Origin of the sequence: Massiliimalia massiliensis (assembly GCF_900155615.1) — a bacterium.
GTDB classification, from domain to species: domain Bacteria; phylum Bacillota; class Clostridia; order Oscillospirales; family Ruminococcaceae; genus Massiliimalia; species Massiliimalia massiliensis.
Map to the genome: position 1 here is coordinate 299,506 of NZ_FUHT01000002.1, position 13,864 is coordinate 313,369.

The 13,864-nt window shown below is 49.2% G+C and carries 12 protein-coding genes and 1 pseudogene; 2 read left to right on the forward strand and 11 right to left on the reverse strand.

Going from position 1 to position 13,864, the window contains the following annotated elements:
* Nucleotides 1–93 precede the first annotated feature (93 nt).
* Nucleotides 94–1,269, reverse strand: coding sequence for an alanine racemase (gene alr / locus CZ360_RS01345; RefSeq protein ID WP_077532403.1), 1,176 nt, complete (start codon nucleotides 1,267–1,269; stop codon nucleotides 94–96).
* 44 nt (nucleotides 1,270–1,313) lie between these two features.
* On the opposite strand from alr, the gene CZ360_RS01350 reads away from it, so the two are divergent.
* Nucleotides 1,314–1,823, forward strand: coding sequence for an SLOG family protein (locus CZ360_RS01350; protein ID WP_077532404.1), 510 nt, complete (start codon nucleotides 1,314–1,316; stop codon nucleotides 1,821–1,823).
* Here the strand turns inward: CZ360_RS01350 and CZ360_RS01355 are convergent.
* Nucleotides 1,818–2,702, reverse strand: a complete 885-nt coding sequence (locus tag CZ360_RS01355) for an aldose 1-epimerase family protein (protein WP_077532405.1) — start codon at nucleotides 2,700–2,702, stop codon at nucleotides 1,818–1,820. The genes CZ360_RS01350 and CZ360_RS01355 overlap by 6 nt on opposite strands.
* A 159-nt stretch (nucleotides 2,703–2,861) precedes the next feature.
* On the opposite strand from CZ360_RS01355, the gene CZ360_RS01360 reads away from it, so the two are divergent.
* Complete coding sequence (locus CZ360_RS01360; RefSeq protein ID WP_077532406.1) at nucleotides 2,862–3,083, forward strand: helix-turn-helix domain-containing protein; 222 nt, start codon at nucleotides 2,862–2,864, stop codon at nucleotides 3,081–3,083.
* 20 nt (nucleotides 3,084–3,103) lie between these two features.
* Here the strand turns inward: CZ360_RS01360 and CZ360_RS01365 are convergent, their stop codons facing one another.
* The 9 genes and pseudogenes from CZ360_RS01365 to CZ360_RS01405 form a co-directional block, all read right to left on the reverse strand.
* Nucleotides 3,104–4,432, reverse strand: coding sequence for a 2-hydroxyacyl-CoA dehydratase (locus CZ360_RS01365; protein WP_077532407.1), 1,329 nt, complete (start codon nucleotides 4,430–4,432; stop codon nucleotides 3,104–3,106).
* The gene (locus tag CZ360_RS01370) at nucleotides 4,433–7,405 is read right to left on the reverse strand and encodes an acyl-CoA dehydratase activase (protein WP_077532408.1); all 2,973 of its coding nucleotides are present in this window, start codon (nucleotides 7,403–7,405) and stop codon (nucleotides 4,433–4,435) included.
* A 242-nt stretch (nucleotides 7,406–7,647) separates the two neighbouring features.
* Nucleotides 7,648–8,349, reverse strand: coding sequence for an SAM-dependent methyltransferase (locus CZ360_RS01375; protein WP_229407957.1), 702 nt, complete (start codon nucleotides 8,347–8,349; stop codon nucleotides 7,648–7,650).
* A 288-nt stretch (nucleotides 8,350–8,637) separates the two neighbouring features.
* The gene (locus CZ360_RS01380) at nucleotides 8,638–9,801 is read right to left on the reverse strand and encodes an FprA family A-type flavoprotein (protein WP_077532409.1); all 1,164 of its coding nucleotides are present in this window, start codon (nucleotides 9,799–9,801) and stop codon (nucleotides 8,638–8,640) included.
* A 112-nt stretch (nucleotides 9,802–9,913) separates the two neighbouring features.
* Entirely contained in the window at nucleotides 9,914–11,029 is a 1,116-nt protein-coding gene (gene fliB, locus CZ360_RS01385) for a flagellin lysine-N-methylase (RefSeq protein WP_077532410.1), read from the reverse strand.
* 55 nt (nucleotides 11,030–11,084) lie between these two features.
* Nucleotides 11,085–11,252, reverse strand: a pseudogene (locus CZ360_RS01390) (NAD(P)H-dependent glycerol-3-phosphate dehydrogenase); the annotation flags it as partial.
* A gap of 162 nt (nucleotides 11,253–11,414) precedes the next feature.
* Complete coding sequence (locus CZ360_RS01395) at nucleotides 11,415–11,849, reverse strand: NUDIX hydrolase (RefSeq protein WP_077532412.1); 435 nt, start codon at nucleotides 11,847–11,849, stop codon at nucleotides 11,415–11,417.
* A gap of 5 nt (nucleotides 11,850–11,854) precedes the next feature.
* Complete coding sequence (locus CZ360_RS01400; RefSeq protein WP_229407958.1) at nucleotides 11,855–13,006, reverse strand: LysM peptidoglycan-binding domain-containing protein; 1,152 nt, start codon at nucleotides 13,004–13,006, stop codon at nucleotides 11,855–11,857.
* Nucleotides 13,003–13,860: an RING finger protein gene (locus CZ360_RS01405; RefSeq protein ID WP_143530112.1), complete on the reverse strand. Its 858-nt coding sequence runs from the start codon at nucleotides 13,858–13,860 to the stop codon at nucleotides 13,003–13,005. The genes CZ360_RS01400 and CZ360_RS01405 overlap by 4 nt, the downstream gene beginning before the upstream one ends.
* Between the last annotated feature and the right edge of the window lie 4 nt (nucleotides 13,861–13,864).

The window sequence follows — 13,864 nt, forward strand, 5'->3', positions numbered from 1 at the left end:
CAATTGCCCAAAACAGAAGTGACCATTCTATGAAATATCTATGGCAGGAGGACAGAGCCCATCCTCCTGCTCCGTCAATTCACAGGCTGAAACTTAGCCCAGCAGGTAATCCTCCACGCCGACCGGCTTCCCATCCTTAAGATAGATTCTCGGCACCCGACGCCCGACGTTGCAGACAATCTCATAATTGATCGTCCCCGCAATCCGGGCCAGCTCATCCGCGCTGATCGTTTCTTCCCCGTCCGTTCCGAACAGGGTCACCTCATCACCGATCTGTACCTCCGGCACATCAGTAATATCTACCATCATCTGATCCATACAGACCCTCCCGGTAATCCGGCAGCGCTTTCCATGGATCAGCACATCCGCTTTGGAGGAAAACAGGCGGCTGTACCCGTCTGCATAGCCAATTGCGACGGTAGCAAGGCGCATCTCCTTCTCCGCGGTATAGGTTCTCCCATAGCTGATTGCCGAACCAGGCTGCACCGTCTTAACCATGGTAACAATACTTTTCCAGCTCATTGCCGGTTTCACCGCGATCATATGCTCCAGCTCATCGCTCGGCGCCAGCCCATAAAGGATGATTCCCGCGCGCACATAGTTATATTCATCATCAGGATAGCAGATAATCCCCGCGCTGTTCTGGGCATGCACCATTTCAAAGGAAACGCCGTATGCCTTCAACTCCCGGATCACCGTATCCAAGCGATGCATCTGTTCCTTGGTGTAGCAGATCGCAGATAAATCAAAGCTGTCAGAATGGCAGAAGTGGGTAAAAATCCCGGTTGTGCGGAAGGACGGGAGCGCCGCCACCTTAACGATTTCCCTGGCCGCAGAATGGGCTTCGCTCTGCTCAAAGCCGATCCGATGCATCCCGGTGTCCACCTTTACATGGATATTGACTGTCTTTCCTGTTTCTCTCAGCGCCTGATCCAGCGCCACCGCATAGTCGAGGTCATAAACCGCCTGCGTAATATTGTTGTCGCTCAGAGCCTCGGCACAATCCGGCGGCGTATAGCCCAAAATCAAAATATTCTGCCGGAATCCCTCTTTGCGCAAAACCAGCGCCTCACTGATCCCGGAAACGGCAAACCATTTGACGCCTGCCCTTGCAAGCTCCCGGCAGACATACTTGTCGCCATGGCCATAGGCGTCTGCTTTTACAACGGCGATTACCTCTTTTTGTGCTGTTTTTTGAATCAGATCTATGTTATACTGGATATGGTCTAAATTGATTTCACACCATGTCCGTTTGACAAAGTCGGTCATGTTGTTTGCTCCTTTTTCACAAAATTACAGAGGGAGAATTTATTATGGCAGATTCCATCCTATCCGCCTGCTTTACCGGCCATCGTCCGGAACGCTTTGGCCGCCCGGACCAATACCGAAAGTCGGAACAGAAGCTGTCGTCCCTGCTTGCGGACGAGGTCATCCGCACGATTGACCGCGGGTGTACTGTCTTTTACTGCGGGATGGCACGCGGGGCAGACCTGCTCGCGGGAGAAACGGTTTTGTCACTCAAGCCCCTATATCCCAAAATAAGGCTGATCGCCGTCATCCCGTATCCCAAGCAGCCCTATTACTGGGAGAACCAATGGGTTGCCCGCTATAACCAGGTGCTCCATCGCTGCGATGAAGCGGTCACCATTGCACAGAATTATGCCGGCGGCTGTTTCGCCCTCCGCAACCGGTATATGGTGGATCACAGCGACCATATTATCGCTGTCATAAATCCTGAGGAATCCCACGGCGGGACAGTGCAGACAATCCGCTATGCGAAGCGGCAAAATAAATCCATCGCGGTAATTCCCTGGCAGCTATAGCAGGGAAATCCGCATCAGATAGCTCTTCATTTCTGCCGGCTCAACAGACTGGATATTGTGCATCCCCTCAAAGGTTCCGTCCTCGTCCTCATACCGCACCGCGCAGCCGGCCCACGGTTCCAGACAGAGAAAGGGCGCCCGTTTTTCCGGCGGCGTCCAGATGCCAAGGGTGTCGAAGCCCTCAAAGTCAACCTGTACCCCTCTCCCGGTCAGCACGCTCGCTAATGTTACGCTCCTGGATTTCAGGGAGTCGAACACCAGCGCGTCCTGCGGAAACAGGTCATAGCTGAGCCGGAATTTCCGCTCGCCGTTTAAAACCGTCCGGCGGCGGTTCGAGTAAAACTGCTGGGTTTCCGTATCCATCACAGGGCAGGCGGCAGTTTCCTCCTGCGGAAAGATGATCTCGTAATTTTCAAACCGGTCCTCTTCGGTCAGCGGGCAGTTAAAGGCCGGGTGCGCGCCGATTTTATAGAACATGGTTTCGTCCCCGGTGTTCATCACGTCATATTTGATCTCAACAAAGCAGTCCCGAATCACATAGGTCATCCGGAACATAAAGGGAAACGGGTATTCCCTAAGGGTCTCCTTGTTGGAGGAAAGACAGAGAGTTACCCGGTCTTTTTCCTGGTACATGACCCGAAATTCCATATCCCTTGCGAAGCCATGCCGCCGCAGGGGATAGCTTTTTCCGCCGATATTTGCCTGGCCGCCCGGCAGGACGCCGACATTCGGAAACAAAACCGGCGAGGTTTTCCCCCAGAACGCAGGGTCGGCCTGCCACATATATTCATCCCCGGTCACATCGCGGAAGGATTTCAGTTCCGCGCCGCGGGTGTCGATGGTTGCTGAGCAGGAGGTGCTGAGAATCGTCAGTTCCATAGGCTTTGATCCTTTCTCATACAATTTATGGTATTCTTTTTTATTATAGCTCAATTTTTCATCGGAAACAAGGTAAAATATTTCAATACGTTTATGTGACGTACTCTTTCTTTCTTATTTTGATATAATAGAACTCAGATCAGGGAAAGAGGTGAGTGTATGATTATTTATACTCCTTTATGGAAAACCTTGCAGAAGCGCGGGTTGTCCTCCTACCGGCTAATCAGATACTATAGCTTTAGTACCCATACAATTTATCGCTTGAGACATGGATATGGGATTTCCACAGAATTGATCAACACCTTCTGTCAGATTCTTGATTGCCGGGTAGAAGATATTATTGAATATGTTGCCGCAGAGGAGCAAAAAACCACCCCATAATCCGGGGTGGTTTTTGTTCTCTACGCTTCAGAAACCGTTTCCTTCATCTCCGGTTCCATGTCAACCAATTCGTTATACTGCATCATCTTCTGCATCCGTTTCGCGTTTGCGATCATCAGCTTAATCCGGTTTTCCTGGTTGATGGCGGTCGCGCCCGGATCATAGTCGATGGCGACGATATTCGCGGCCGGGTTTTTCTCCTTGATCTTGCGCATCATCCCTTTTCCGGCCACATGGTTCGGCAGGCAGCCGAACGGCTGGGTGCAGACGATATTCGGCGTGCCGGAGTGGACGAGCTCCAGCATTTCTCCGGTCAGGAGCCAACCCTCGCCCATCTTGTTCCCATAGCCGACATAGTCCTTCACCAGCTCTTTAATCCGATTAAAGCGGGACGGCGGGTCAAACTGCGGAAATTCCCTGATTGCCGCGATCATGTCGTCCTGCCATCCCATCAGATAGCGCTCGAACCATCCCGCAATCAGGTGCTTTAATTTACCTCCGCCGTAGATTTCCGGGTCAACATACCGGTTATCCACCTTGAAGATAACAAAGTCCATCAAGCCCGGTACGACCACCTCTACATCCTCGCCATGAAGGAAGGCTTCGAGATTATTATTGCCAAGCGGCGCAAACTTCACATAGATTTCCCCGACAATTCCAACCTTGATCTTCTCCGTTTTATGTACCGGGATATCCGCGAAGTCCTGCAAAATGCGGGGCATATTTTCCTTTACTCTGCGGTAGGTGACGTTTTTGGCCTCTTTATATTCCTCGCTCAGGACATTTACCCAACGGTCTACCAGCCGGTCAGCCGCGCCTGCTTCCAGCTCATAGGGCCGCACCTGGTTTGCCAGGAGCATCAGCAAATCGCCGTAAACAATGCTGTAAACCAGCTTTTTAATCAGTCCGAAGGTCAGCTTAAACCCTGGGTTTTTCTCCATTCCGGAAAGGTTGAGGGACACAACCGGAATATTTTCAAAGCCGGATTTTTTCAGTGCCTTTCTCAGCAGGTGGATATAGTTGGAGGCGCGGCATCCGCCCCCGGTTTGGGTGATGAGCAGCGCCGTTTTATCCAGGTCGTATTCTCCGCTTTTTAACGCGTGAATCAGCTGCCCAATGACTAAAAGCGCCGGATAGCAGGTATCATTATGTACATTCTTTAAGCCCTCGTTGACGATTTCCCGCCCGGTTGTTTCCAGTGGAACCACCTTATAGCCATGCAGTGCAAACGCCATTTTAAAGAGCTTAAAATGGGTCGGCAGCATATTTGGCGCCAGAATGGTAAATTCCTGCTTCATCTCTTTGGTAAACAGGATTCTGCCCGTTTTATCTCTGATGATTTCTGCCATTTAGGATATTCCTCTCTCCATCTTCAGTTCGTGTTTTTGCTGGGCTTCCTTTTCCCGGATCGCCGCCAGCAGGCTGCGGATTCTGATCTTAACCGCGCCGAGGTTATTAATTTCGTCAATCTTAAGCTGCGTATATAATTTTCCTTTGGATTCCAAAATCGCGCGCACCTCGTCAGTGGTAATCGCGTCGATTCCGCATCCAAACGAAACAATCTGCACCAGTTCCATATCGGGTTGGGTGGTAACATAATCAGCGGCGTTATAAAGCCGGGAGTGATAGGTCCACTGGTTTAAAACATGCACCTTTCCAACATCGCCCAGCCCTGCCACCGCGTCCTCTGTGACCAAAACCAGGTCAAACGAGGTCATCAGCTTATCGATCCCATGGTTGATTTCCGGATCGATATGGTAAGGCCGGCCAGCCAGGACAATGATCTTCTTGCCATGCTCTCTTGCGTAAGCAATGGCCCGCTGGCCCTCCTGCTGGATTTCCCATCTCCATGCGTCATATACTGCAAAGGCTTCCCTGGCCGCCTGCTGGACAAGCGGGCGGGACACGCCGTATTTGTTTCCAAAATGCTCGTAAGCCTTCTTTTCAAAATCCTTTGGACGGTGCAGCCCAAAATAGCCGTGGTCATAGGATACGTCTTCCAGCACCTCCATATTTGCATCCAGCAGCTCCGGATAATAGGCGACCACCGGACAGTTATAGTGGTTGTCGCCCTTTTTCTCATCAAAGTTATACGGCATACACGGATAGAAAATCCGTTTCACGCCCTTTTCAAGCAGGTTGACAATATGCCCGTGCATCAGCTTTGCCGGATAACAGACCGTATCGGACGGAATGGTGTCCTGGCTCTTCCGGTAGAGCGCGCGGGTGGATACATCAGACAGGACTACTTCAAAGCCCAGCCGGGTTAAAAACGCGTACCAGAACGGGATGTTCTCGTACATGTTCAGCCCCATGGGAATTCCGATTTTTCCAAGTCCCCCGTCCACACCCTTCAGGGAACGCAGCTTTTGCAGTTTCCAGGCAAACATATTCGGGAGTTCCTTGTTTTCCTTCCGTCCAAGCGGTTTTTCACAGCGGTTGCCGGAAATAAACCTCCGCCCGCCGCTGAAGGTATTCACAGTCAGGTTGCAATTATTGTTGCAGAGTCCGCAGCTCACTGTTTTGGAGGAGTGTGTAAAGTGCTCCAGCTCCTCCAGCGTCATCAGCTCAGACCGGTCAAGGCGGAGCTCCTTCGCATAAAGCGCCGCGCCGTACGCTCCCATCAGCCCGGAAATAGATGGACGAATTACGTTCTGTTCCACCTCCAGCTCAAAGCTTCTCAGGATAGCGTCGTTTAAAAAGGTTCCGCCCTGCACCACGATATTGGTGCCGAGATCCTCCTTGGAAACAGCGCGGATCACCTTATAAATCGCATTTTTGGTCACGCTCATCGAAAGGCCGGCGGAAATATCCTCAATGGTTGCGCCTTCCTTCTGCGCCTGCTTGACAGAGGAATTCATAAACACCGTACACCGGGAACCCAAATCCACCGGATGCTCCGCAAAGAGCCCGAGCTTTGCAAAGCTGGCCGCATCATAGCCCATCGACTTGGCAAAGGTTTCAATAAAGGAACCGCACCCGGAGGAGCAAGCCTCGTTTAAGACAATATTATCAATCACGCCGTTGCGGATTTTAAAGCATTTGATATCCTGTCCGCCGATATCCAGCACAAAATCGACCTTCGGATTGAAGAAGCTGGCCGCCTTCAAATGCGCCATGGTTTCCACCAAGCCGGTATCAGCATGGAAGGCATTGCAGATCAGATCCTCTCCATAGCCTGTCACGGCAGACCCCTTAATTGTAATTCTTTCACCGCATTCATGGAGAATCCGCATGAGCTGTTTTCTTACAATTTCCACCGGGTTGCCCTGGTTGGAATTATAGTAGCTGTACAAGATGTCGTTATTTTCTCCGACAACCACCAGCTTGGTTGTCGTGGAGCCGCAGTCAATCCCTATGTAGGCGTCCCCGCTGTAATCAGCGAGATTTTTCATCGGGATCATCGCCTGATTGTGGCGCGCGGTAAATGCGTCGTATTCTTCCTGGTTCTGGAACAGCGGCTGTAAACGCAGGGTGGTTACCGCTTCGTCTGCGGCGGTTTCCAGCTTTTGCACCAGTGTGTCATAATCAAAGCTACTGTTCTCTTCCTGCGCATAGATGGAAGCGCCCAGCGATACGGAATAAAGCGCATATTCTGGGAAAACGGATGTGTTTTCATCAAGTCTCAGCGTTTCGACAAAACGCTCCTGCAAGCCCTTGAAGAAGTGCAGCGGCCCGCCTAAAAACAGCACCTTTCCCTGTATCTTTCTTCCCTGTGCCAGGCCGGTGATAGTCTGGTCAACCACTGCCTGGAAGATACTTGCCGCGATATCCGATTTGCTTGCCCCCTGGTTTAACAGCGGCTGTATGTCCGATTTCGCAAATACCCCGCATCGGGAAGCAATCGTATAGATAAATTTGTGATCCTGGCTTAAGCGGTCAAGCTCGTCCGGCGCCACTGCCAGTAATGTCGCCATCTGATCGATAAACGCGCCGGTACCGCCGGCGCAGGAGCCGTTCATCCGTTCCTCGAACGCACCGGTACGACGGTCAAAGAAGAGAATTTTTGCGTCTTCCCCGCCAAGCTCAATGACAACATCGGTATCGGGGATTTTCTTCCGCACCAATTCTCCGGTCGCAAATACTTCCTGTACAAAAGGAATTTCGGCCGCCTTGGCAACCCCCAATCCAGCCGATCCGGATACGGCGGCGGAAAACCGCTTTCCGGCCAAAATCGGTTCTGCCCGCCGGATAATTTCCAATGTTTTCTGTCTTACCTGGGAGAAATGGCGTTCATAACATTCAAACAGGATCTGGTCATCCTCGGTAATCACCACTTTCGCTGTGGTAGAACCGATATCGATCCCCATGGAAATGCTCATAGACCTTCCTAACCTTTCTCTTTGATTCTCTATCTGTTTTCAATGGTGGAATGCCCACCCAAATTAATATGTTTGATACAATCTAAACATAATCCATTATACCATTTTTGTATTGTAATAAGCAAGTGCGTTTTTATCAACATTGACGAAGAATTTGGTAAAACTTCTATGATCCTGTACAAAAAATGAGGAAAGGGATAACATTTCTGCCAGCCCTTTCCCTTCTCTGTAAATATTGCCTTTTATTTTCTTTTCAACACTGCGGCAAGCAGGTTCATGTCCTTGCCGGCACCCGCTTCCATTGCTGGACGGTCACTCTGAGCATAAGGGTTTTCCTCACAGGCCAACCAGTCCCGCCACGCCTGATCACAGCAGGCAAGCTCCGATACCTCAAGCACTGAAATGTTTTGCGCCTTTGACAGATGTTCTCTCCACCACTGTCCGGATCGGATGGTTTTCATCGCTTCTTCATCCCAGGACAGCAGCATCGCTGGGCTTGGCCTTTCCATTTCCTGCTTCAATCCCGGAAAGGCTAAGGCAATCACGCCGTCCGGTTTAACCAACGGAGCCAGCTTTTCCTCCAGATAGCCTGCCTCCCGCCCGAAATAGTGATAGGAATCCACACTAACCACCGCGTCAAAATACCCATCAGCGAAGGGCAGCGCGTTTGCATCTGCATGAATCGGAATAACCTGACTATCAATTCCCCACTGCAAAAAACGCCGGTAATTTTCTGTCGCCGGAATCCAGAGATCAACTGCGCAAACCTTTACCCCATATTCCTCAGCGAGAAACAGGGAGGTAATCCCCTGACCGCAGCCGAGATCCATAATCCGCATACCAGGCCTCAGGTTCAGCTTGGCGGTCAGCTCTTTTACCATGCGCAGAGCGTTCGGCCCCATCATCAGCGGTTTTAAATCGATTGTTTCATATTGCTTTTTCAATCATGTTCTTCCTTTCCGTTTTGTATATTTGTAAAGCAATCGCATACAAGGAACACAAACCGCATCAGGAAAAGCAAAAACGGCACAGTAAGCCTTACTGTGCCGTCATTCTCACATTACAGCTCTTTTCGGCACGTTCTGAAAAAACTCAAAATAGTACAAAAACCTAAGCAATGCAATTCATTGCTTTCTCCTCATACGATTTTTGTGTTCTTACAGAACAATAGCCAAAAAGGCACCACCCTTCATCTGCCTGCTATTATAACAGATCCAGACGATATTTGCAATCTATTTTAAGAATCCTTCTGCCATTTCTTCCATCTGCGCAACATTTTCCGCCTTCATTGCCGAACGGATAGTAATCATCGGGTCGTAGAGCGTAATATTTTTCATCGTTTCCAAAATGGACTTCATGCATTTTCCGGCAGACGGAGCCCAGGAACCGTTTTCAATTAACGCAACCTTCCTGCTTTGGAAATTTTTCGCTTTCAGATGAAGCAAGAATTCTTCCATTGGCGGGAAAACATTCGCGTCATAAGAAGCGGCCAACAGCACCATCTTATCATAGCGAAACGCGTCTTCTACCGCTTCCGCCATATCATCCCGGGTCAGGTCAGTTAACGCCACCTTTTTCGCGCCCTTTTCCCTAAGGATATCAGCCATCTTCTTTGCGGCTTCGGCAGTATGTCCATGGATCGATGCATATGCTACCAGAACACCGTCATCCTCCGGCCGGTAACTGCTCCAGATATCATACAGGTTAATATAATGGCCGAGGTTTTCCCGTAAAATTGGGCCGTGCAGCGGGCAGATCATTCGGATATCCAAGGCGGCGGCTTTTTTTAGAAGCGCCTGTACCTGCATGCCATATTTCCCAACAATATTAAAATAATACCGGCGAGCCTCACAATCCCATGGTTCGTCCGTATCCAGTGTGCCGAATTTTCCGAACCCATCGGCTGAAAACAAGATTTTCTCAGACTGTTCATAGGCTACCATAACCTCCGGCCAATGCACCATCGGAGCCATAATAAACTGCAGAGTATGCTTTCCAAGAGACAGCGTATCCCCTTCCTTTACAACATAGGCACGGGAAGAAAAATCCGCGTCAAAAAACTGCGGCAGCATCTGGAAGGTCTTTGCATTTCCAACCACCTGCATGTCCGGATAGCGGTCAAACAACGCCTTGATGTTGGCAGCATGATCCGGTTCCATATGGGAAACAATGAGATAATCTACCGGCCGCCCGGATAGCTCCTGCCCAAGATTTTCAAACCAACTGTCGGTTGCCCGGTCATCCACCGTATCCATTACGGCAATTTTATCATCCAAAATCACATAGGAGTTGTAAGACACACCATTTGGAACCTGATACTGGCTTTCAAACAGGTCCAAGGTTTTATCATCTACTCCAATATAGCGTATCGCTTCTGTAATCTGTGTATCTTTCATTGATAACCCTCCTTGTTTTTCTCCTTTTTTGACTATCTGGTTTTCTATTCAAAAATAGTATATCATTTTACGACAAAAAAGTCGATATTTATTTCACAATCTTCTTTTATATCTATCTTTTATCTAATGCCGCTGATTCATACAGCTCATATTTTATCATTGCTGCTAATCTCTCAGAGGAAAAATCGTTTGTTTTCCAGCAGAGCTCCTCCAGTGCCTCCATATTCTCTGCAGAATATTCGACCTCCTTAGAGTACCCTTTGGCAATTTCAATTTGATCCTCCAGCGTCAGACAGCCGTCCTGTGCCCATTTTTCAATATCTAAAAGCTGAACAACCAGTACGCTGAGGACGCAAAGCTTTATTTTGGCCAGAGCATCACCGTCAAAGACTGCTTTGGAAAGATAACGGAACAGGAAATAGACCAGCAGGTGCTCATAGTCTGTTTCGGCACGCGGGCTGCTGTCCATAAATTCCCGGCGTACTGCTAACAGCTCCGGAAGCTGCGCGGAAATCTGCTTTAGCTTCGCGGGCCATGTGGAATCCATCGGCTCCAGGCTTTGAAGCTCTGCAAGCAGATGACGGTAGCAGTCCGGCACATCTGCTTCCGGATGCTCCATCAGTGCAAGGCCGGATGATTTGACAGGCTCGTTCCGCTCCAATGCCTCCTGCAACGCTTCTCCGAAGGAGAGCAGCAGAAGCATCCGGTCTGAAACAGACTTTGCCCGATCCTGTACGATCTGATATGCCGTTTCCCGCGCCAGGCTAAGGCGTTCGTAAAGCGCCTGGTCAAACGGCCGGCTGTCCGGCGGTTCCTCCTCCTCGACCGTTTCAAATTGATCCAGCGCACCGGTTCCGAAAATCAGCCGTCCGGCAGCCTCACAGCAAAGCCCCAGCCCAGCCTCCTTCACGTCGCCAAACCACTCATAGAAACGCGGATGCTCCGCACAGATTTGACACAAGCTAGTTTCTCCCAAATTCAGGATAATATCACAGAGATTTTCATGATTCAAAAACGCGCACCGCTCTCCATGCAAACGAAAATGAGCTTCTCCATTTTCGTTACAGATCTCACGGTTCAGCCGTTCTCCGAACCTTCCTTCCACCGAACGGTAAAACCGCCCGCTTTCAGAGTCAATGTCAATCTCCCATCCAATGCAGCAATTATCTCCGCATTGGGCGGCAATACATCGAAACTCTTTCCAGTAAGACGGCCTGATGACCCGCATTTTCAGTTCCCCTTTCTGATAGGAAAGTCAGACTTCTATAAATTATACAAAAAGTTTATATTTTATTTTTTAAACTTCTTGTAAATAGCTTATCCAATGTTTGCCGTGGCTCTTTCCTGTGATACAGCACTTCATAAACCGCCGCACAAATCGGCAGCTCCACATGATAACGCTTTGAAAGCTCCATCCGTGCTTTGACCGTCGCGTATCCCTCCGCCAGCTCCTGTAAGGTTTTCCATCTGTCCTCTCAATATGATTTTCTATTATACTACAAAGCAACTGTTTAACGTTATTATACCATATTGTGAAGGAGAAAAGTAAACCCAATGTAAATATCATTATTCGGGAATAGAAGAATCCAGCCGGATATTCCGGCTGGATTCTTCTATTCCCCTTTTAAAAATTCTTCCGCTTTGCTGATTAAATAAGGCTGGATCAGCGGATAAGTTAGCTTTTCAGGCAGGGTATCAAAGCAGGCAATCTCACTGATCTCGTTTTGCAGCTCCCGTCCGAATGAAGCGACCTCTGCAAAAAACAGCTTTCCAAAGGTTTCCTCCCCAGAAGCATTAACCCGGTTTTTCCCGGTTACAGAATAGACGCAGACCGGCTTAATTCGATAATCCACAGCGCCGGTTTCCTCTTCCAGCTCCCGTGCCGCTGTCTCCTCAATCGTCTCGCCTGGTTCCCGATGCCCGCCCGGCACCTCGTAGGTATCTCGTTCACAATGTCTGCAGAGCACCCATTTACCTTCATACTGTGCGGCGATTACCGCAAACTTCAGCTTTTTGTCACAGGCACAGTCATAAAATCGGATTTTCATTCTGTTCAATCCTCGCTGGTATTGTCCGCCTCATAAAACACCGGCAGTAAAATCGTCTGACCAGGCATAATATAATTTGGGTTTTCGATTCCGTTAACGGCACAAATGATCTGTCGGTATGATTCATAGTCCAGAAGGCGCAGATCGCAAATAGAGATTAGGGTGTCGCCTTCCTGCACTTCATACGGAAGGAATGACACGCTGCCTGCCCCGCCTTCCTCCATCTTCTCAAGAAACTCCTTCAGCGCGGTCAAAACGGTATCCTGCTGTTCCAGAGTAATTTCGTTTGACTCTAGTTTTTGAATCAGATCCTCCAGTGCGGAAACACTCTTTTCAGGCTCCAAAGCCTCCTGGAGCGAGCTTTGAAGCTGGTCAAGCTCTTCTGCCTGGTCGCTAATGACACGTTCCTGGTCTTCCTTCACTGTTTCAAGCTCCAAACGCGCAGAAAGCTGATCCCGATACCGGCCATGTTCCGATACAGAGAAAAACGCCAGCGAAATAGTGGAAACCAAAAGGCAGCAGATCATAACCAGACTAATGATCTGGAACCGATGCCCCGGCTTCGCTGCCTTTTGGGTGGTTTGCTTAATTTTAACCGGTTTCCCAATTTCATCATAAATATAAAATCCTTTCAGTTTCTCCGCCTTTCCGTCCCGATTTTGAAAAAAGCCGCGCAGTCCCTGAATTGGATCAACTACATAAGCCGTTTGAAAGGGGAGGCTGAAGAAATTTTCCTGAATGAATAAATCATAGTTAGAAAGAAAAATACCATAATTCGGATGGGTATGCTGCCACCCGACAATTTTTTTGTCCGGATACAACCGCTCCTGTTCCTGATAAACATCCTCCCATGTCTTATGCGTAAAGGTCAGTGTCGAGGCTGAGGCATCCGTATGCTTGGCCCGAATAAAGCCGGAAATTATAACATGCGCTTTCCCCAGCTCCTCTGCATAATCCCCAACCAGGATGCTTCCTACCTCCTTGCTGGTATCCTCCAGGGAAAATTTTTCTATCTTCTGATAAACATCCTGCCGGATATATACCTTTAAATCCTCCGGTTCTACCTCTCCGATGGTGATAAAATTCACCGGCAGTTGAGCCTGCCCGGCCTGGCTTCGTGTTTCACTTTTCATATCAATTTCTATTTCCCGGCTCATCCTAACAGCCTCCCCATCATGCCCAACCACTCAATTAAGAGACAAAACCCTATTCCTAGTCCCGCTCCTGCCGCGGCATGAATATTTTTCAGTCCATTGACGCCTAAATATAAGCTCTTTTCCCTCTCAGGCATCCATTTTACCCGGTACAGTTCTCTTTCTGTCCGGCGAAAATAGAGGTAATTCCCCATGATTCCCGAAAAAATCATGACGCTCAAAACTATGAACAGCCCAAGCAATCCACACAAAATGCAAATGAGATAAATTGCAATTATGATTCCGCCAGCCAGATAAAGCTTTTGATAAAAAAACCATGCCGCAGTTGCAAGAAATGCCGCCCAGTTCCAGGAAGCAATCCGCCCCTGTCCTTTCATTGACCGAAAAATCGGCGCATAATAATAGTAATTTTTTCCTGTCAGCATCTGCAGTGTTAAATCATCTTCCTGTTCCGGTTGGAAAGCTGACGGATGCGGGGCTTGTTGGTATGGCACCGCGTACACCCCCGGCTGTTGGGACGGTGTAAAAGCCGGTTCGTTCATTGCCTGTCGTACATTCTGATGGGACGTACCTAAAAGACGGCCGCATCGACGGCAAAATACAGCAGTTCGCAGGTTTTCCTGGCCGCACTGCGTGCAGTAGGTCATACCCGGATTTGGAAGCGGAGCACTATTTGAACCGATGCTTTGGATCGTTCCTAAACAGCCAAACGTTGTACAGCCCTGATTTTCAATCCAGCATTCCTTGTGATGCGGCATTTCGCATGCACTGCAAATAACAATTTCATCATCTGCCTTTAACTCTGTCCGGCAATACGGGCAGGTTTTCCCTATATAAGCGGATTTATCCATTCTCATTTAC